Below are 19,876 nucleotides of genomic sequence, written 5' to 3'. Positions count from 1 at the left end.
CACGTTTCTGTTACCGTCTGGAAGTTCTACGCCATGAGCACGCCTGAACCGTTCAAAGAAGTGCCGCATCGTGGCCTGATCACGGTGGCGCTCATGCTGGCGACGGTCATGCAGGCGCTCGACACCACGATCGCCAACGTCGCGCTGCCGACCATGACCGGCGATCTCGGCGCTTCGCCCGACAACATCAACTGGGTGCTGACCTCCTACATCGTCGCCGCCGCGATCATGACGCCGGTCACCGGCTGGCTCGCCGATCGCTTTGGCCGCAAGGAACTGTTCCTGGCGGCGGTGGTCGGCTTCACCATCTTCTCGATGTTGTGCGGACTGGCGTGGAGCCTGGAAACCATCGTGCTTTTCCGGCTGATGCAAGGTGTGTTCGGCGCCGCGATCGTGCCGCTGTCGCAGACCTTCCTGCTCGACATCAACCCCAAGGAACGCCATGGCCAGGCGATGGCCATATGGGGCGCCGGCATCATGTTGGGACCGATCCTCGGCCCCACCCTTGGCGGCTGGCTGACCGAGAATTTCAACTGGCGCTGGGTGTTCTTCATCAACCTGCCGGTCGGCATCCTCGCCTTCCTTGGCATGGCCGCCTATCTGCCGGCTGTTGCCCGGCGGGTGCGCAGCTTCGACTTCTTCGGCTTTGCCATGATATCGCTCGGCGTTGGCGCGTTGCAGCTGATGCTCGATCGCGGTGGCGAGGTCGACTGGTTTTCCTCGGTCGAGATCTGGATCGAGCTTGGTCTTTCGATCACCGGTTTCTGGGTGTTCATCATTCACACGGGGACATCGGAACATCCCTTCATCGATCCGAAGATTTTCCTCGACCGCAATTTCGTCACCGGGCTGGCATTCATCTTCGTCATGGGCGTGCTGATCCTGGCCTCTATGTCGTTGCTGCCGCCAATGCTGTCGACCATCTTCGGCTATCCGACCGTCACCATCGGCATCGTCATCGGGCCGCGTGGCGTCGGCACGATGATTTCCATGCTCGTCGTCGGGCGCATCATGGGCAAGATCGATGCCCGAATTCTGGTCGTCATCGGCTTCCTCCTGACCGCGCAGTCGCTCTACACCATGGCCAGCTTCACCCCGCAGATGGACAACTGGCTGATCCTCAGCTCCGGCGTGATCCAGGGCCTGGGCATGGGAATGGTGTTCGTGCCGCTGTCGACGGTTGCCTTCGCCACGCTCGACGCCCGCTACCGTACCGATGCAACCTCGTTGTTCAGCCTGGTGCGTAATCTTGGCTCGTCGATCGGCGTGTCGGTCGTGACTGTGCTGCTGGTGCGCAACACGCAGATAAACCACGCCGAGCTTTCCGCCTTCATCAACCCGTTCAATCCCAATCTCTGGGCTGTCTCGCCGGCGGCCGCCGGCGGCGACCCGACGGCGCTGTCGCAGGTCGATCGCATGGTCAATCTCCAGGCGATGATGATCTCCTACGTCAACGACTTCAAAATATTGATGATGATGACGCTGGCCGCCATCCCGTTCGTGCTTCTGTTGCGCAAGCCGAAGACGGCACCGGCCGGCGGCGGCGCGCCTGCCGCCCATATGGACTGATGGAGCGGCCGCTCGCCAGGGGATGTCCGCCGGCGATACCTTTGCTACCTGCCGAGCACCAGCGACCAGTAGCGCAGGTTGGGGTCGCGGCCGTCACGGACATAGGCAAGCCCGAAGCGGCTGAAGTCCGGATCGAGTATGTTGCGCCGGTGTCCCTGCGAATGCATCCAGATATCGAACAGCTTCTGTTGGTCGAAGCGGCCGGCCGCGATGTTCTCGGCGGCGGCGCCGTGTACGCCGTTGTCCTTCATGCGCGAGGCGAAATCCTTGCCCCAGCCGGTGGTGTGGCTCATGTTTTCACGCTGCGCCATATAGCCTGCCTGCTGGAGTGCTGCTTGCTCAAGCTGTGCGTCGGAAACAAGCGGCCCCAGCCCGGCGGTCGCGCGCAGGCTGGCCAGCGTGCCGGTTGCCGAGGAGGAGACCCCGGCGCCTTGCCCGGTCGGCAGCGAAACGGTGCCGCAGGCGGCCAGCCCGAGCAAGGCCGCGAGGCCGGCCGTCTTGAGCCAGGTGCGCCTATTCAGCTTCGCGATCCGATCGCTTTCGAGTCTTGAAGTGGTCATGCCTGCCTGAGATAGTCGCGATCATGGCTTTTGCCGGGCAGGGTGATGAAAATCTGAAATCGAATGGCGGATAGCCGCTTTATTTCACAAGCGTGATGAGGCGACCGGCATACATCTCGCGATTTCCGAACACGGCCGTGCAGTCGGTTTTGATGGACGAGTTGCCTGTCATCTGCACGGTCAGGCCAACAAGCCTCAGACAGTCGCCCTGACCGCTCATGTCCGAGTTGCCGGCAAAGGAAATGGCCGCGTCAGGCGCATAGACGAACCCGCTGATCACGGAATTCGCGCCGCCATTCAGCGTCAAGGCTGATGTGTTGCCATGGTTCTCGAAAATGGTGATGCCTGCGTAGGGGCCACTGGTCGGCGGGGAAAGGTCCACCTTTTCATTGGCATTTATGTAGATCTGTGCGCCCTCCATCAGGAATATGGTGACGCCCTGGCCGGTCAGGCTGCCGTTGCCGCCCGGCTTCAGGGTCACACCGCGCAAAATGTAGACGCCTGGGTTGAGCGTGATATTTCCCGACAATGTCTTGTCGCAATAGGTGCCGGGAGACAGCGTGTAGGTTTTGCCGTTCGGGACCGGGAGGCAGAATGTGTAGGGGGGAGGCACGATGTCGGCCAGGGGATCGAAGGACGCATATTGATGTTCGAGCGGCGCGCCGCAGGCGAGATCGGCACTGGGCGGGAAAAGCCCGGAAGTGCCGCCGACGGTCGAGACGCAACCCGCCGAAACCTGCGCGGAACCGCCTCTGCTGACGGCATCGGACGCGTCCGAGTTTGCCGCGATCACGCAATTGCTCATGGCGACATCGGTCGAGCCTTGCAGGCTTGCCGCGGCCGACGCATGCGGATCGAGCGCCAGCACGCAGGCCTGTGCGCCCGGGTGCATCTTGACCGTCGCCGACCGGTGAGCTGGCCAGGGGGCCGCGCCATTGATGAAGCTCGGACGGTTGATGCCTGACGAAAGCGAGATGTAATAGGCGCTCGGGTCGCCGCTGGCTGTGGCCGAAAAAGCGGAGATGCTGTCTGAATATTCCTGTTGATCGGCGACGCTCATATTGGCCGCAAAGAATGTCAGCCCAAGCCCTTGGACATCACTCGCGCTCATGCTGGGCAGGTACTTCGTGCCGACGGCAAGCCCCGCCGCGTCCAGCGAGTTCTGCAATTGCGCGGCGTCATCGCTCGTGCCTGTCAGATCAAGGGTGCCGGCGACGACAGCCATTATCGGCAGCATCGCTATGGCGGTCGCCATGGCAAAATTGCCGCGCTCCGAAGACCAGAAGCCCTTCAATGTGAACATCGCCCCTCGCCAAGGTTTGTAAAGCTCAGGTGATACGCCCAGGGGTCTCTATGAGTAATTTAAGCAATAGCTAAAATGCATGGATTTTAAAATGAACTCGGTGGTTCGCCAAACCAAGGCCGCTCAGCAAGCATAACGAGACGCGGCGACAATCCCGGGAAGATCGGATATGATGCCGGCGATCTTGAAGTGGCAGCCACGGGCGGCCACCCTAGGCGGTGACCGCCCCCGAGAAAAACGGAGGTAGGTTATGGCCGGCTTTCATGTCATGGCGGACGCCCACGGGATGCATGTACAACCCGCGGTCCGCCGCATTTCCACGCCAGACCTCTGGGACGCGTTGAGGCTAGGCGCCGAGGACTTCTGGGCCAAGCCGTCGCATTACGTGTTCCTGTGCCTGATCTATCCGGTTGTCGGCCTGATCCTGACGCGGTGGACGTCCGGCTCCAACGCGATCCAACTCGTCTATCCCTTGATGTCGGGCTTTGCCCTTGTCGGCCCGTTCGCCGCGATCGGACTCTATGAGATCAGCCGTCGGCGCGAACTCGGCATGAACACCAACTGGCGGCACGCTCTCGATGTGCGCCGCTCACCGGCGCTGCCCTCGATAGCGGCAATCGGCATCATGCTGTTCGCGCTGTTCCTGCTGTGGCTGTTCACGGCGCAGTCGATCTACACCAGCCTTTTTGGCAGCGAGCCGCCGGCTTCGGTCGGGGCCTTCCTGCGCGATGTGCTGACGACCAGCAAGGGCTGGACGCTGATCCTTCTCGGCAACGCGGCCGGCCTGGTCTTCGCGGTGGTCGTGCTGGCGACCACAGTCGTTGCCTTCCCGCTCTTGCTTGATCGTGACGTCGGCGCCGTTTCGGCGATTGAGACCTCGGCCCGCGCCGTCATGGCAAATCCGCTGCAGATGGCGCTCTGGGGTCTGATCGTCGCGGTGCTGCTGGTGATCGGCTCTATCCCGCTGTTTGCCGGTCTCGCTGTCGTCATGCCGATCCTCGGCCACGCGACCTGGCACCTCTACCGCAAGGTGGTCGAGCCCGCACAGATCCGGCCCCCGCGCCGTCCGATGTGAAGCCTCAGCGCTGCGCGTCGGTCGCCATCTTCAGCGCCAGCGCCGTCAGCACGGTTCCCATCATCCAGCGCTGGATCACCAGCCATAGCGGTCGTCCGGCGAGGAAGGTGGCGATCGAGCCGGCGGTCAGCGCGATGACGGCATTGACGCTGAGGCTGATCGAGATCTGGGTGGCGCCCAGCACCAGGAGCTGTGACAGGACATGGCCCTTGCCGGGGCTGATGAACTGCGGCAGCAGCGACAGATAGAGAACGGCCACCTTGGGATTGAGCAGATTGGTCATCAATCCCATGGCGAACAGCTTGCGCGGCCGGTCCTTCGGCAGGTCGCGCACCTGGAACGGCGAGCGCCCGCCGGGTTTCACCGCCTGCCAGGCCAGCCACAGGAGATAGAGCACACCGGCAAAGCGCAACACGTCATAGGCATAGGGCACCGCGATCAGCAGCGCCGTGATGCCGAACGCGGCCGACAGCACGTAGAACAGGAAGCCGAACGCAACGCCGCCAAGCGAGATCAGGCCGGCCTTCGGCCCTTGCGACAGCGAGCGTGAGATCAGGTAGATCATGTTGGGGCCTGGCGTCAGCACCATGCCGAGGCAGACCAGCGCGAAGGCGAGATGGTTGGCGGTGTCGGGCATTGTTCGTTCCCCAGCGTGCCGCGATGGATGAGGGACCGCGCGAGCGGCCAATCTGTGCCTGTCACGGGGGCGTCTGCAAGGGCTTGACGCCGCCAGGCGTTGCGCCAGTAACGATTCTGGTTAGCCGACCACGCGCAGGTTCGACAGTTCGTTGCCGATTTCCTTGAAATCGTTTGCCAGGCTGGCGCCGGTCGCATTCCAAAACAGCTTCGCCGGCTTACTCGGATCCGTCGCATCCTTGCGGAAGCGCGAATTCGACGAGCAGGATTTCAGCGCATCGATCGCCAGCTTGTCGCTGGCCTTGGTCGTCGACAGGTCGAGCGCCACCGTCATCACCATGATGTTGGCTGCCTTGGCGTTGTTGCAAAGCGTGGCCATCTGCTCGTTGAGCGCGTTGGTGTAGTTGCCGTTCGAATAGTCCAACTGACCGATGGCGCTCGACGTGCCCATGAACAGGCGGCCGGCCGAAGTGCCGTTGTAACCGGGGTTGAGATAGCCATAGGACGCATAGGTTGATTTCGAATTGGCGGGGTCGGAATAGCCCAGCGAGGAAGGGGTGTAATAGGTGTTGGCACCGTCGGTCAGCACGATCACGACCTTGTCGTTGCCTCTTTCGGTTTCCGGGCGCCCTTGCGTGAACGGCTCTCCGCTCGAAACCACCCGCCAGCCCCAGGCCATGCCCTCGGGACATTGGTGCCGCCATTCGGCTGCATCAGGTCGATCGCCGCCTTGATCGAGGTGAGCCCGTCGGCGACGCTGACATCGGTCAGCGGCGTGATCGGGTTGGTGGTGCAGCTGTAATTCGGCCCGTTCCCGGAGGGCAGCGCCGGCGCATCGATCGGCCGCGGCTGGAAATACTTGGCCATGTTGCGCAGCCGCGATTGGCCGCTGCTGCTCGATGGATCGTCGTTCCACCAGCTGTTGACGGCGCCATAGGTTGCCGGCGCGGCCTCGTCGGGATCCTGTGTGAGTTTCCAATGATTGCCCGGTTCGTCGGGGGCGAACATGGGCACGAACATCGTTGCCGGATCGCCGACGCCGATGCCGGTGTTGGCTGAGCCGCCGGATGGCGTGGCGTCGTTGATATTGTAGGGGTAGGGCCTGGCCTCGACGCAGCCTTGCCAACTGGCGAACGGACCATAGGAATCGATATAGTCATATTCGTCGTGGCTGCTTTTGCAGGTGTTGTTCGAATTGTATTGGTCGCACACGACCCGTTTGCTGTTGACGACACGCTCGTGGTTGGTGACGACCTGCATGTCGCGGTAGAGCGAGAACCGGGTCAGCATCTGGCCTTCCTCGGTTCCCCAGCCGGTCCCGCGCTTGTACCAGATGCCGTTGGTTTGCTGAGCGTATTTGTTGGCGGCGTTCAGCGTCGACCAGTCGAAATTCTCGTTCGACACCGGCGACAACCCTTCGGTGTCCATCCACGACGCGTTGCCATTCCCAGGGCCGACATTGACCGAGGCGGCGAAAGGCACGAGGCCGAATTGCACCGGCTTGTCGACCTGCTTGATCATGATCGCCTGCTGGGCCAGCGTGTCGACCAGCTGCTTGGAAGCAGTCTTGAGAAGATCGATGCGCTTTTGCCCCGAGCCCGTGCCGAGCGTGGTCATCGATCCGGAGTTGTCGAGCACCAGGGCAACTTCCAGCGTGTTCTTCAGCCGTACCTGTGAGGTGACGTTGAAGCTGAGCCTCTGGTTCGCATCGGTCGCCGATTTGCCGACGAATTGGGCGAAGGCGGGGTAGAAATAGGGTTTGTAATTGAGCTGGGCGGTCATGGTGAGCAGGCCGCCGCCGCTGGTGTTGCTAGGCAAGGTGACGTTGAGCGTCGCGCTGGCGGGATCGATATCGTTCAAATTGGCGTTGAAGAAGTCGAGTGCATAGGCTCTCAACTGGTCGTCGGTCGCACCTTCCGTCAGCCGGCGGGCCGTGGCGAAATTGGCGGCGTCGAGCGCGTTCATCACCATCTGCTTTTCACGGTTCATTTCCGTGAAGTCGACAGCGATAGCCAGACCGCCCATCAGCGGCACCATCGCCACAACCGTCATAAGAGCATAGTTGCCGCGCCTGTCGCGGCGGAACTGACGCCAGATTTCATGCATGTCTTGAAGCTGCCCCCGCCGACGGATTCTCGGTCGGCGCGAGCTTCCCACAGAACGCTGAAGGACGGGTTTGGGAAACCGCTCTATTGCTTGGTTGGCGCTTCACCAACCGCTAACCAATCAAAGGCCGCGGCTTGCGCCGCAATTCGTGCAGATGCGGGCGAAAGCTGGTGACAGCATGGGCCGGTTCGGATAATTCGAACCGGCTGCGGCGAACCGTCGGCCGCCGCACCCGCAACGATCATACTGAAGGAAACGGCATGGCGGATTCGCCCGAAATCGTCGGCTCGCTCGAAGACGTGTCGAAAGCCTATTCGGCAATTCTCTGCGACGTCTGGGGCGTGGTGCACAATGGCGAATGGCATTTTCCGGCGGCCGCGGCCGCGCTGGCGGCGGCAAGGGCGGCCGGCACTCCTGTCGTTCTGATCACCAATTCGCCACGCCGCAGCGCCGATGTCGTGGCACAGATGAGCGTGATCGGCGTTCCGCCGTCGGCCTATGACCGCGTGGTGACCTCGGGCGACGTGACCCGCGATCTGATCGCGGAGGGTCCACGCAAAGTCTTCCACATCGGCGCCGACCGCGATTTGACCCTTTATGATGGCCTCGATGTCGAACTCGTCGAGGAGTTCGAAGCCGCCGGCGTCGTGTGCACCGGCCTGTTCGACGACGAGGTCGAAAAACCCGAGGATTATACCGATCTGCTGCGCCGGTTGCGCGCCAGGAACCTGCCATTCATCTGCGCCAATCCCGATATCATGGTCGAACGCGGCGAACGGATCATCTGGTGCGCCGGTGCGCTCGCGCGCGACTACGCGCAGCTCGGCGGTCGCACGCTGATCGCCGGAAAACCCCATGCGCCGATCTACGAGGTCGCGATGAAGGAGGTGGCCGAGATCCTCGGCCGGCCGGTTGAGCGTTCGCAAATACTGGCGATCGGCGATGGCATGATGACCGACGTCAAGGGCGCGGCCGACAACGGTTTCGACGTCCTCTATGTCTCCGGCGGCATTCATGCCCGCGACTATGGCGACCCATTGCGGCCGGATCCGGCAAGGCTCGGGCTCTTCCTGGAGCGTCACGGCTATGGTCCGGTGGCCGTCATCGCAAGACTGCAGTAGGTGGCAATGGTCGCGTTCCAGCATCTTACGACAACCGCGCCGCTGCCCGCCGATCTGCGAGGCGGCGTCGTGGCGATCGGCAATTTCGATGGCGTACACCGCGGCCACCAGGCCGTTCTCGAACGGGCATTGGCGGAGGCAGCGCGGCGTGGCGTGCCGGCCCTGGTGCTGACCTTCGAACCGCACCCGCGAACGCTTTTCAAGCCTGATTTGCCCCTTTTCGTGCTGACGCCGCCGCCGATGAAGGCGCGGCTCCTGTCGCTGCTGGGCTTTGCCGCGCTCGTCGAGCAACCTTTCACGCGCGACTTCGCCTCGCTGTCGGCGGAAGCCTTCGTCACCGATGTGCTGGAGAGGACGCTGGGCATCACCCACGCCGTGACCGGTTTCGATTTCCATTTCGGCAAGGACCGCCAGGGCGGGCCGGCCTATCTGATGGCTGCCGGCGAGCGCCATGGCTTCGGTGTCACACTCGTCGACGCCTTTCGCGACGAAGGCGCCGAGGTGGTTTCGTCGAGCCGCATCCGGGCCTTGCTTTGCGAGGGCGAGGTGGCCGGGGCCGCCGGGCTGCTCGGCTATCGCTTCACCGTGGAAAGCGAGGTTGTCGGCGGCCAGCAACTTGGGCGAACGCTCGGCTTTCCCACAGCCAACATGAGGCTTCCGGCGGCGGCCACGCTCAAGGAAGGTATTTACGCCGTCCGCTTCCGGCGCGCCGACGGCACGCTGTACGACGGCGTCGCCAGCTTTGGCCGCCGCCCGACCGTCGACGACAATGGCGCGCCGCTCCTGGAAACCTTCGTCTTCGACTTTTCCGGCGATCTCTATGGCGAGACTTGCGAAGTGTCGTTCTTCGGCTTCCTGCGCAGCGAGATCAAGTTCGACGGGCTCGATGCGCTGGTGGTGCAGATGAAGCGCGATGAAGCCGAGGCACGCGCGCTGCTTGGCGGCGTCAAGCCGCTGTCCAGCCTGGACGCCGCGGTGGCGTTCTGAAGCATGACCCCGAAAAGGGGGAGGCGAGTTCCTACCTCTTCAATGCAAGACCGACAGCGATGAATGTCCAGCCCTGGAAGATCAGGTCGATCGCCAGGAACAATCCGAGCACCCAAAGGCTGTTGACCGGCCAGCCCATGGCGATGATCAGGCCTGCGAGCACGCTGATGAGACCCGCCGCGACAATCCAGCCCCAGCCGCGCTCCGGGCGGTGGCTGTAGCCGACCCAGACCCGCAGAGCGCCGGAAGCGACGAGGGCGACGGCCAGCAGGAAGGTCAGCACCGCCGAGGCCAGCAGCGGATTGTCGAAAGCGAAGAATCCGGCGACCGCATAAAGCAGTCCGCTGAGCAGCCAGTAGAAAAAGCGTCCCCAGGTCTTGACCCCGAAAGCATGCATGATCTCGATGATGCCGGCCACCAGCATCAGCCATCCCACGACATAGACGGAAGCCACCGTGGCGATGAACAGATTGCCGAAGGCGATGCCGCCGAGGATCAGCAGCACCACGCCCAGGCCGACGAACCATCCCCATTTGTCGCGCGTCTGGCCGATCGCGCTCTTCAGGGTATCGCCGTGCAAGGTCATGTCCACTCCTCCATCGAGGGCCGCCAGCATGCAAGGAGGTTACCCTCGGCGCCAACCCGCGTCCAGCCGACCGCGGACGCGATGGTGCGGGCAATGCGAGCCGGATGTCTCGTCCTTAAATCAAATTTTACCAAAGCCTCGTCAAAGCTGTCGCCGCAGGGCAGTTTTATCGTGTTAGTGGAGTGACCATGAGTCCGGTCGGGAAGATTTCTATAGCCTTGGCTACCGTCATGCTGGCTACGTCGGGCGTGGCACAGGCCGGCGATGGCGCTTTCGGCTGGCTGTCCGGCGACTGGTATCTGACGGTCGGCGCGACCGGCCTGGTGGCGCCCAATTTCGAGGGCGGCAAGAAGTACATGCTGAGCGCCCAGCCCATCATTTCGCTGGGCAAGGCCGGTCCCCAGGCGCGCTTCACCTCCCGCAACGACAATATTTCGCTGGCGCTTGTCGACGATGGCGGCGTCCGCGCGGGCCTGACCGGCAGGTTCTTGTTCTCGCGTGACGACGGCGATGCCGACGAACTCAAGGGGCTGGACCCGGTGCGATGGGGCGGCGAGGTCGGCGGCTTCTTCGAATTCTATCCGACGGACTGGATGCGCGCGCGTGCCGAATTGCGGCACGGCATCCGTGCCCACAATGGCTTTGTCGCCGACATCGCCGCCGATGCTTTCTACGACGTCACGCCAACGGTCAGGATTTCGGGTGGCCCACGCGTGTCTTTTGCCTCGGCGAAGTATTTTGATGCCTATTACGGCGTCAACGCGCAGGAGGCCGTGGCCTCGGGGCTAAGTCAGTACAATCCCGGCGGCGGCCTCAAATCCGTCGGCCTCGGCGGCGCCGTGACCTGGAAGGTGACCGATCCGATGACCGCCAGCCTGTTTGGCGAGTATTCCCGCCTCGAGGGTCCGGCGGCCGATTCCAGCCTGGTCAAGGAGCGCGGCGACCGCAACCAGTTCATGGTCGGCGTGTCGACCACCTATCGCTTCGACTTCAAGATGTAAGTGAATCGAACGAGACGCTTTATTCCTGCGCTCTTCTCGGCTAAAAGCCCAGCAATGACGAGCTTTTCGCGCCTTCGCGCGCCGACGATACGAATTACCAGCCCGGTGTTCCCGGCAGCCTGAAGGCTGTTGGAGCAGCCGGGACTATCGCGCGCGGCCTCTCGCGCTTTTCCAGATCATCAAGGCATGTCGCCCAGAAGTGGCCCGGTTTGGGAAAACGGCATGCGTATAAAGTAGAATTCCAAGCCGCAAGCCACGTGGCCCGGCATGCACATGGCAGACCAATGACCGACCAAAACCAATCAACGATCGACTATTCCAAGACCCTTTACCTGCCGCAGACGGAGTTTCCGATGCGCGCCGGCTTGCCCGAGAAGGAGCCGGTGCTGGTCAAGCGCTGGCAGGACATGGACCTCTACCGCAAGCTGCGCGAGAGCGCGGCGGGGCGCACGAAATACGTGCTGCATGACGGCCCGCCCTACGCCAACGGCAACATCCATATCGGCCACGCGCTGAACAAGATCCTCAAGGATGTCATCACCCGCTCGTTTCAGATGCGCGGCCATGACTCCAACTATGTGCCCGGCTGGGATTGTCACGGCCTGCCGATCGAATGGAAGATCGAGGAACAGTACCGCGCCAAGGGCAAGAACAAGGACGAGGTGCCGGTCAACGAATTCCGCAAGGAATGCCGTGAATTCGCCGCACACTGGATCTCGGTGCAGGGTGGCGAGTTCCAGCGGCTTGGCGTCATCGGCGACTTCGATAACCCTTACACGACCATGGCCTTCCACGCCGAGTCGCGCATCGCCGGCGAATTGCTGAAATTCGCCATGTCTGGCCAGCTCTACCGCGGTTCGAAGCCGGTGATGTGGAGCGTCGTCGAGCGCACGGCGCTCGCCGAGGCCGAGATCGAGTACCAGGATTACGAGTCCGACACGATCTGGGCGAAGTTTCCGGTGGCCAATCTCGTCCTCGCCAGTGTCGTGGACGGGCAGCCGGCGGAGCTCGATCCGGACCTGAGTGGGCGCTCGCTTGACCTGCTGGATGCCCATGTCGTCATCTGGACGACGACGCCATGGACCATTCCGGGCAACCGCGCCGTCAGCTATTCGCCGCGCGTCGCCTATGGCCTCTACGAGGTGACGGCGGCCGAGAACGCGTTTGGCCCGCAGCCGGGCGAGAAGCTGATCTTTGCCGATGCCCTGGCCGAGGAAAGCCAGGCCAAGGCCAAGGTCACCTTGAAGCGCCTTCACGGCATCAGCGCAGAACAGCTTGGAAATCTTGTGCTTTCGCATCCCTTCAAGGGTCTCGGTGGCGGCTACGAGTTCCCGGTTGCGATGATTGCCGGCGAGCATGTCACCGATGACGCCGGCACGGGCTTCGTGCACACGGCTCCCGGCCATGGCCGCGAGGACTTTGATGCCTGGATGGATGCCGCGCCCGCGCTGCGCCAACGCGGCATCGACACCGAGATCCCGTTCACCGTCGACGATGCCGGCTTCTTCACCAAGGACGCGCCAGGCTTCGGCCCGGACCGCGAAGGCGGAGCTGCGCGCGTCATCGACGACAACGGCAAGAAGGGCAACGCCAACCAGGCGGTCATCGACGAGCTGATCAAGCGCAACGCGCTGTTCGCGCGCGGCCGGCTGAAGCACAGCTACCCGCATTCATGGCGTTCGAAGAAGCCGGTCATCTTCCGCAACACGCCGCAATGGTTCGTCTACATGGACAAGGACCTCGGTGATGGCACCACGCTGCGCAGCCGCGCGCTGAAGGCGATCGACGAGACGCGCTTTGTCCCGGCCGCCGGCCAGAACCGCATCCGCGCCATGATCGAGGAGCGCCCGGACTGGGTGCTGTCGCGCCAGCGCGCCTGGGGCGTGCCGATCGCCGTTTTCGCCGACGAGGATGGCAACGTGCTGAAGGACGAGGCGGTCAACCAGCGCATCATGGAAGCCTTCGAAGCGGAGGGCGCCGACGCCTGGTTCGCGCCCGGTGCCAAGGAGCGCTTCCTCGGCAATCACGATGCTTCCAAATGGCGGCAGGTGATGGACATTCTCGACGTCTGGTTCGATTCGGGCTCGACACATGTCTTCACCCTGGAAGACCGGCCCGACCTGAAGTGGCCGGCCGATGTCTATCTCGAAGGCTCCGACCAGCATCGCGGCTGGTTTCACTCCTCGCTGCTCGAAAGCTGCGGCACCCGGGGGCGGGCGCCCTACGACACCGTCGTCACCCATGGCTTCACCATGGACGAGGATGGCCGCAAAATGTCGAAATCGCTCGGCAACACGGTCGTGCCGCAGGATGTGATCAAGCAGTCCGGCGCCGATATCCTGCGGCTCTGGGTGGTGACGACGGACTATTGGGAAGACCAGCGGCTCGGCAAGAACGTGCTGCAGACCAACATCGACGCCTATCGCAAGCTGCGCAACACCATCCGCTGGATGCTGGGCACGCTTGCCCATGACGATGGTGAGGACGTTGCCCTGGAGACGATGCCGGAGCTGGAGCGGCTGATGCTGCACCGGTTGGCGGAGCTCGACGAGGTGGTGCGCCAGGGCTACGACGCCTTCGAGTTCAAGCGCATCACGCGCGCACTGCTCGATTTCATGGTGGTCGAGCTGTCGGCCTTCTATTTCGATATTCGCAAGGACGCGCTGTACTGCGACGGCCCGTCGAGCGTGAAGCGCAAGGCCTCGGTCCAGGTGGTGCGCCATCTCTTCGACTGCCTGGTGAGATGGCTGGCGCCGATGCTGCCCTTTACCATGGAAGAGGCCTGGCTCGACCGTCATCCCGATGCGGTCTCGGTGCATCTCGACCAGTTCCCGCAAATCCCGGCGAATTGGAAGAACGAGGCGCTGGCGGAGAAATGGCGCAAGGTCAGGCAGGTGCGCCGCGTCGTCACCGGCGCGCTCGAGATTGCGCGTGCCCAGAAGGTGATCGGCTCCTCGCTGGAGGCTGTACCGGTGGTCACGATCAACGACGCGGCGCTCGAGGCGGCGATATCGGATGTCGACATGGCTGAAATGGCGATCACCAGCGACCTCGTCATTGCCCATGGCCAGGCGCCGCAAACCGCCTTTGCCCTCGACGATGTCAAGGGCGTCGCCGTGGTGGTCGAGAAAGCGGAGGATCGCGGCCTGGTCAAATGCGCGCGTTCCTGGCGCTACACGGCCGATGTCGGGCAGGATGCTGCATTTCCCGATGTCTCGGCGCGCGACGCCGCCGTGCTGCATGAGCTGCAGGCGCTCGGCCGGCTTTGATGCATGTCGCCATGCGGTTTGGGATCACGGCACGCGTGGTCGGAATGGGCGGCATATCGGTGCACAAACGCCACGCCGGGCGGCGCGGAACCGCCGGTGCGTTGCCCTTAACGAGTGGTTGAGGTAAACACGCGAAACTCCGGAAGACAAATTGTCGCCGGATTTCCGTCGCAAGTGCTTGCACGATGGGGACCGGATACAAAGCCGGTGCGATCGAGAGGCCGTCTAGAGTGGGACTTTTTGGCATGACCGAGAGATATAACGCGCGCCTTGCGCTGTTGGCGCCGCTTGTCGTATCGGGCCTCGCTTTGTCCGGCTGCATGGGCTCTCCGACCTATGGCACCGACAAGACCGCTGCCGAACAGCTGGCCGGCGATCTGACAGGGGCCGTTTCCTTCGCGCCGAAGCACAAGGACCCGATCGACTACAAGCCGCGTCCCACTCTGGTGAAGCCGGCACCCGGGCAGAAGGAAGCGCTGCCTGCCCCGCAGGAAAGCATTCAGACGGCGAACGCCGGCTGGCCCGAATCGCCCGAGCAGCGCCGCGCGCGCCTGCGCGCCGACGCCACCGCGCACCAGAATGATCCGGCCTACCAGTCGGAGATCGTCGATGATGTGCAGACGGATCCCGCTTCGGTGAAGAAGGCAATGGCAGACTCCGGCTCAAGCCACCCACCGGCGTGGAACCCCGCCGATTCCGACAAGGGCCGCGCTGCCGAGATCCAGCGCCGCCTCGCCGAAAGCAAGCAGGGCGACCCCAACACGCGTAAATATCTCAGCGAGCCGCCATTGGCCTACCGTGTCGCCTCCGATGCGGCTCCGCAGAACGAGCTCGGCGAGGACGAGTACAAGAAGGAACGCCGCCTCAAGGCAAAGGCCGAGGGCAAGAAGGGCGGCTGGTTCGATTGGTTACCGTCGCTGTAAGAACAGCCGCGCCGCCTTGTCTGCGGCGGCCTTGGCTCAGTCTCGACGCCCCCTGAAAAATCCTTCAGCAGCAGGCCCGCTTCGGTTTCCGCCATGCCCGGATAGATATCGGGCGTGTGATGGCAGGTCGAAGAAGTGAAGAAGCGCACGCCGTTGACCACGGCGCCGCCCTTTTCGTCGGCGGCACCGAAATAGAGACGGCGCAGCCTGGCGAAGGAGATTGCCCCGGCGCACATGGCGCAAGGTTCCAGTGTCACATAGAGATCGTGGCCGGTGAGCCGCTCGCTCGAGAGTTTGCCGCAGGCTTCACGGATAACCAGCATTTCGGCGTGCGCCGTCGGGTCGGCAAGCTCGCGCGTGCGGTTCCCGGCACTGGCAATGACCGTGCCGCCATTGGCGATCACGGCGCCGACCGGCACTTCGCCGCGCAAGGCCGCCGCTTCGGCCTCCTGCAGCGCCAGCGCCATGAAATCCGGCCTCTTCAAGCGGTTTGTCTTCCCATTATATCCTCGCCACCCGGCGGTGATCCTGTTATGGAGCGCATCAACCCGAAAATCGGACTCGATTTTCGGGAATGATCATGCGCCAAATCAAAAATGCTACAGCGTTCGTTGCGCGCCGAACGGATGCGCCACGCTGTAGCAGCGCAAACGGACAAAGGCCACATGGACGACAACGATAAGAAATCTCCGCGCAAAGGCGGCCCGGGCAGGAGCGGCCCGAAATCGGCAGGTGCACCTGGCCGCGACGCCAGCAAGGGCGGGAAGCCGTCCTTTGGTGCGAAAAAGCCTTATGCCCCACGTGGCGATCGGCCGATGGCCGCCGATGGCGACCGGCCGAAGCGGGACTTCAAGGGCGGCGACAGGCCGTTCAGCAAGGGACCGCGCCCCGAAGGCAAGCCTTATGAAAAGCGCGAAGGGCCGCGCAAGCCTTACGCCCCGCGCGGCGGGCGTCCGATGGTCGCCGAAGGCGAGCGCAAGCCGTATGAAAAACGCGAAGGCCCGCGCAAGCCCTATGCCCCGCGTGGCGACCGTCCAATGGCGGCCGAAGGCGAGCGCAAACCTTATGAGAAGCGTGAAGGGCCGCGCAAACCCTCCGCGCCGCGCGGCGACCGTCCGATTTCTGCTTCGGCGGAGGGCGGCGAAAAGCGCTTTGACCGTCCCAAGCGTGATTTCGCAGATCGTCCGAAGCGGGATTTTGCTGACCGTCCAAAGCGCGACTTCGGAGGCGACAGACCCAAGCGTGATTTCGGTGATCGGCCCCAGGGTGCGTCGGGCGGCGGTTTCAAGCCACGTCCGCGACCGGCCGAAGCAACGGAAGAAGCCGGCGAGCGCATCGCCAAGCGGCTGGCGCGCGCCGGGCTCGCCTCGCGCCGCGATGCCGAGGAACTGATCGCTGCCGGCCGCGTCAAGGTCAATGGCCGGGTGCTGGCTTCGCCGGCGTTCAACGTCATGCCCAATGACATCATCCATCTCGACGGCATGGAAATCCCGCCGATCGAACGCACGCGCCTGTTCCTGTTCCACAAGCCGGCCGGCGTCGTCACCACCAACCGCGACCCCGAAGGCCGCAAGACCGTCTTCGACGTGCTGCCGGCCGAGCTGCCGCGGCTGATGACCATCGGCCGGCTCGATATCAACACGGAAGGCCTGCTGCTGCTGACCAATGATGGCGGCCTGTCGCGCGTGCTCGAACTGCCGGCCACCGGCTGGCTGCGCCGTTACCGCGTGCGCGTCCACGGCAAGGTCGAGGAAAGCGCGCTTGCCGGCCTGCGCGAAGGCATTGCCGTCGACGGCGTCTTCTACGGCGCCATCGAAGCCAGCCTCGATCGCGAGCAGGGCTCCAACGCCTGGCTGACGATCGGCTTGCGCGAGGGCAAGAACCGTGAGGTCAAGAACATCCTCGGCGCGCTCGGCCTCGACGTCACGCGGCTGATCCGCATCTCCTACGGCCCATTCCAGCTCGAGGATCTCGCCGAAGGTCATGTGCTGGAGATCAAGGGCCGGGTGCTGCGCGACCAGCTTGGCGAGCGCCTGGTCGAGGAATCCGGCGCCAATTTCGACGCCGAGATAACAAAACCGTTTTCCAACCAGCCGGTGGGGCGCACCGAAGTCCGTGAGGCCGAACCCGAACGGCCGAAGTTTACGCGAGACGGCGAGCGGCGGCCGATCGGCGAGGGCGGGCTGATCAAGAACCGCAAACGCCGGGAAGGCAGCCGCGACGAGGCGCTCGGCAAACTGTCGACGAGTCCCGACAGAGGCGAGAGACCAGAAAAGAGCTTCGGCGATCGCGGTCCGCGACCGGAGCGTGGCGGCTTTGGCGATAAGCCGCGTGGAAGTTTCGGCGACAAGCCGCGCGGCGGATTCGGTGACAAACCCCGTGGCGGCGGCAAGAAATCCAAACGCGAGCAACGGCCGATCGAGCCGCCCGGCCAGCGCAAGGCCAATGTCTGGATGGCGCCGGGAGCCCGGCCGATCGGCAAGGGCAGGGCGGAGGCCGATGCGGCCAAGGCGGCCGAGAACAGAGCGCGCAAGGCCTCGTTCAAGCCGTCTTATGGCAAGCCCGCCGGCAAACCAGGTGGCGCAAAGCCGTTCGGCAAGCCGCGTGGCGAGCGTCCAGGAGGCGCCGGTGGCGGTGAGCGGCCGCGCGGTGGCCCCAAGGGTCCCCGGACAAGATGAGAATCGTCGGCGGTGAGTTTCGCGGGCGTCCGCTGGCGACGCCCCGCAGCAGCGCTATCCGCCCGACGACCGACCGCACCCGCGAGGCCGTCTTCAACGTTCTGGCGCATCGCTTTGCCGGGCAATTGGAGGGCGCGCGCGTGCTCGACCTGTTCGCCGGCACCGGCGCGCTTGGTCTGGAAGCGCTGTCGCGCGGGGCATCCTATGGCGTGTTCATCGAGGAATCGGCCGAAGGCCGGGGTCTGATCCGCGACAATGTCGAGGCCTTCGGCCTAACCGGACGCACCAAGATCTTCCGCCGCGATGCAACGGGCCTTGGCGAGGCGGGCACGCTGGCGCCGTTCGGCCTCGTCTTTGCCGATCCGCCCTACGGCAAGGGCCTTGGCGAGCGCGCCCTGCGGTCGGCCAAGGATGGCGGTTGGCTGCGCCCAGGCGCGCTCTGCGTGGTCGAGGAGACGGCGACGGTTCCCTTCGAGCCAGGCCCGGGCTTTTCCGTGCTTGACGAGCGCAACTATGGCGAGACCATCATCCGCTTCATCGAGGCTGCCTGAATAGGCCCGCCTTCAGCAGTGGCCTCTTTGCCGCCGCCTTTGACGGCAAGATGACCAACAATTCACTTTGCTTGTCGCCAGCGCCTTGCCTATCGTCGCTGCATGAAAACCGGAGCCATCGATGACATCCAGGACTGAATGGCTGCGGCCGGCGCTGCTGGCGACCTCGCTGGCCTTGTTCATCGCCGGCCCTGTGCTGGCCGACAGTTCTGCGTCGCCCAAGACTCTGCCGGCCGAGTTCAAGGTCACGGATTTCCTGCTCGACAACGGCATGGAAGTGGTCGTCATTCCCGATCACCGCGCGCCGATCGTCACCCATATGGTCTGGTACAAGATCGGCAGCGCCGACGAGCCGCCGGGCAAATCCGGCATCGCTCATTTCTTCGAGCATCTGATGTTCAAGGCGACAGCCCATCACGCGGCCGGCGAGTTCGATCGCGCCGTCTCCGACATTGGCGGCTCCAACAACGCCTTCACCTCCTATGACTACACCGCTTTCCACGAGACAGTGGCGCCGGCGGATCTCGAGCTGATGATGAGCTTCGAAGCCGACCGCATGCGCAACCTCATCCTCACCGACGACGTCATCAAGACCGAGCGCGACGTGATCCTGGAGGAGCGCCGCTCGCGCATCGACAACAATCCGCAGGCCGTGCTCGACGAGGAGGTCGATGCCACACTGTGGCAGAACCAGCCCTATCGCATTCCGGTCATCGGCTGGATGCAGGAGATGGAGCAGTTGAACCGCACCGACGCCGTCGCCTTCTACAACAAATACTACCGGCCCAACAACGTCGTGCTGATCGTGGCCGGCGACGTCGAACCGGAAGCGGTGAAGGCGCTGGCCGAGAAGACCTACGGCAAGGTGGCCCGCGGGCCGGATCTGCCGCCGCGGGTGCGCCCGGTCGAACCGGAGCAGAACACCAGACGCACCGTCACGCTCTCCGACGCCCGCGTCAGCGTGCCGAGTTTCTCGACGCAATGGGTGGTGCCCTCCTATCACACGGCCAAGCCGGGCGAGGCTGAAGCGCTCGATCTGCTCGCCGAGATTCTCGGCGGCGGCAACCGCAGCCGGCTTTACCAGGCGCTTGTCGTCAAGCAGGGCATCGCTTCCAGCGCCGGTGCGTACTTCCAGGGCACTATGCTCGATGACACCAATTTCACTGTCTATGGCGCGCCGCGCGGCGACGCCAAGCTGGCCGACGTCGAAGCCGCGGTCGATGCGGAGGTGGCGCGCATCGCGAGCGACGGCGTCACATCAGATGAGCTCGAAAAAGCCAAGGATCGCTATGTCAGGTCGATGATCTTTGCCCGTGACAAGCAGGATTCCATGGCCAACATCTATGGCTCGATGCTTGCCACCGGCGGCAATGTCCAGGACGTGCAGCAATGGCCGGATCGCATCCGCAAGGTCACGGCCGACGAGGTCAAGGCCGTTGCCACGCGCTATCTTGTGCCTGCCCACTCGACGTCAGGCTACCTCTTGCCGCAGCAACAGGCGGGGAATTGAT

General features: G+C 63.7%; 14 protein-coding genes and 2 pseudogenes. 10 read left to right on the top strand and 6 right to left on the bottom strand.

All coding sequences use genetic code 11. The features are described from left to right. Positions 1 to 33: 33 nt before the first annotated feature. Positions 34 to 1,569: a DHA2 family efflux MFS transporter permease subunit gene (locus tag EJ077_RS19290; RefSeq protein ID WP_208695657.1), complete on the top strand. Its 1,536-nt coding sequence runs from the start codon at positions 34 to 36 to the stop codon at positions 1,567 to 1,569. 44 nt (positions 1,570 to 1,613) lie between these two features. On the opposite strand, the gene EJ077_RS19285 is transcribed toward EJ077_RS19290, so the two are convergent. Together EJ077_RS19285 and EJ077_RS19280 are read right to left on the bottom strand one after the other, a co-directional pair. Continuing rightward, positions 1,614 to 2,129, bottom strand: a complete 516-nt coding sequence (locus tag EJ077_RS19285) for a CAP domain-containing protein (protein WP_208695656.1) — start codon at positions 2,127 to 2,129, stop codon at positions 1,614 to 1,616. A 79-nt stretch (positions 2,130 to 2,208) separates the two neighbouring features. Further along, positions 2,209 to 3,432, bottom strand: coding sequence for a TadE/TadG family type IV pilus assembly protein (locus EJ077_RS19280; protein ID WP_208695655.1), 1,224 nt, complete (start codon positions 3,430 to 3,432; stop codon positions 2,209 to 2,211). A 250-nt stretch (positions 3,433 to 3,682) separates the two neighbouring features. Between EJ077_RS19280 and EJ077_RS19275 the strand changes: the two genes are divergently transcribed. After that, entirely contained in the window at positions 3,683 to 4,507 is an 825-nt protein-coding gene (locus EJ077_RS19275) for a DUF2189 domain-containing protein (RefSeq protein ID WP_208695654.1), read from the top strand. 4 nt (positions 4,508 to 4,511) lie between these two features. On the opposite strand, the gene EJ077_RS19270 is transcribed toward EJ077_RS19275, so the two are convergent. Together EJ077_RS19270 and EJ077_RS19265 are read right to left on the bottom strand one after the other, a co-directional pair. Continuing rightward, a complete protein-coding gene (locus EJ077_RS19270; RefSeq protein WP_208695653.1) occupies positions 4,512 to 5,144 on the bottom strand; it encodes a LysE family translocator in 633 nt (210 codons plus the stop codon). A 120-nt stretch (positions 5,145 to 5,264) separates the two neighbouring features. Further along, a pseudogene (locus EJ077_RS19265) lies at positions 5,265 to 7,249 on the bottom strand (pilus assembly protein TadG-related protein). Positions 7,250 to 7,509: 260 nt separating this feature from the next. On the opposite strand from EJ077_RS19265, the gene EJ077_RS19260 reads away from it, so the two are divergent. Both EJ077_RS19260 and EJ077_RS19255 read left to right on the top strand, forming a co-directional pair. Beyond that, complete coding sequence (locus EJ077_RS19260) at positions 7,510 to 8,370, top strand: TIGR01459 family HAD-type hydrolase (RefSeq protein WP_208703051.1); 861 nt, start codon at positions 7,510 to 7,512, stop codon at positions 8,368 to 8,370. Between the two features lie 6 nt (positions 8,371 to 8,376). Then, the gene (locus tag EJ077_RS19255) at positions 8,377 to 9,357 is read left to right on the top strand and encodes a bifunctional riboflavin kinase/FAD synthetase (protein ID WP_208703050.1); all 981 of its coding nucleotides are present in this window, start codon (positions 8,377 to 8,379) and stop codon (positions 9,355 to 9,357) included. Between the two features lie 31 nt (positions 9,358 to 9,388). Here EJ077_RS19255 and EJ077_RS19250 read toward each other — a convergent pair whose 3' ends face one another. Next, entirely contained in the window at positions 9,389 to 9,943 is a 555-nt protein-coding gene (locus EJ077_RS19250) for an HdeD family acid-resistance protein (RefSeq protein WP_208695652.1), read from the bottom strand. Between the two features lie 230 nt (positions 9,944 to 10,173). Between EJ077_RS19250 and EJ077_RS19245 the strand changes: the two genes are divergently transcribed. From EJ077_RS19245 to EJ077_RS19235, 3 genes are all read left to right on the top strand, one after another. Further along, a complete protein-coding gene (locus tag EJ077_RS19245; RefSeq protein ID WP_245458456.1) occupies positions 10,174 to 10,944 on the top strand; it encodes a MipA/OmpV family protein in 771 nt (256 codons plus the stop codon). A 284-nt stretch (positions 10,945 to 11,228) separates the two neighbouring features. Continuing rightward, positions 11,229 to 14,213, top strand: a complete 2,985-nt coding sequence (gene ileS / locus EJ077_RS19240; RefSeq protein ID WP_208695650.1) for an isoleucine--tRNA ligase — start codon at positions 11,229 to 11,231, stop codon at positions 14,211 to 14,213. Positions 14,214 to 14,458: 245 nt separating this feature from the next. After that, positions 14,459 to 15,136: a hypothetical protein gene (locus tag EJ077_RS19235; protein WP_208695649.1), complete on the top strand. Its 678-nt coding sequence runs from the start codon at positions 14,459 to 14,461 to the stop codon at positions 15,134 to 15,136. Between the two features lie 56 nt (positions 15,137 to 15,192). Here EJ077_RS19235 and EJ077_RS19230 read toward each other — a convergent pair. Further along, positions 15,193 to 15,621: pseudogene (locus EJ077_RS19230) on the bottom strand (nucleoside deaminase); the annotation flags it as partial. 180 nt (positions 15,622 to 15,801) lie between these two features. On the opposite strand from EJ077_RS19230, the gene EJ077_RS19225 reads away from it, so the two are divergent. From EJ077_RS19225 to EJ077_RS19215, 3 genes are all read left to right on the top strand, one after another. Beyond that, entirely contained in the window at positions 15,802 to 17,814 is a 2,013-nt protein-coding gene (locus EJ077_RS19225; protein ID WP_208695648.1) for a pseudouridine synthase, read from the top strand. Continuing rightward, on the top strand, positions 17,811 to 18,365 hold the full coding sequence (gene rsmD / locus EJ077_RS19220; protein ID WP_208695647.1) for a 16S rRNA (guanine(966)-N(2))-methyltransferase RsmD: 555 nt from the start codon (positions 17,811 to 17,813) through the stop codon (positions 18,363 to 18,365). The genes EJ077_RS19225 and rsmD overlap by 4 nt, the downstream gene beginning before the upstream one ends. Positions 18,366 to 18,486: 121 nt before the next feature. Then, on the top strand, positions 18,487 to 19,875 hold the full coding sequence (locus EJ077_RS19215; RefSeq protein ID WP_208695646.1) for a M16 family metallopeptidase: 1,389 nt from the start codon (positions 18,487 to 18,489) through the stop codon (positions 19,873 to 19,875). Position 19,876: the final 1 nt, after the last annotated feature.

It is taken from the genome of Mesorhizobium sp. M8A.F.Ca.ET.057.01.1.1 (assembly GCF_003952565.1).
In the GTDB taxonomy this organism is placed as follows: domain Bacteria; phylum Pseudomonadota; class Alphaproteobacteria; order Rhizobiales; family Rhizobiaceae; genus Mesorhizobium.
The sequence above is the reverse complement of the archived record's forward strand: the minus strand, read 5'-3'. Positions and strand labels throughout refer to the sequence as shown.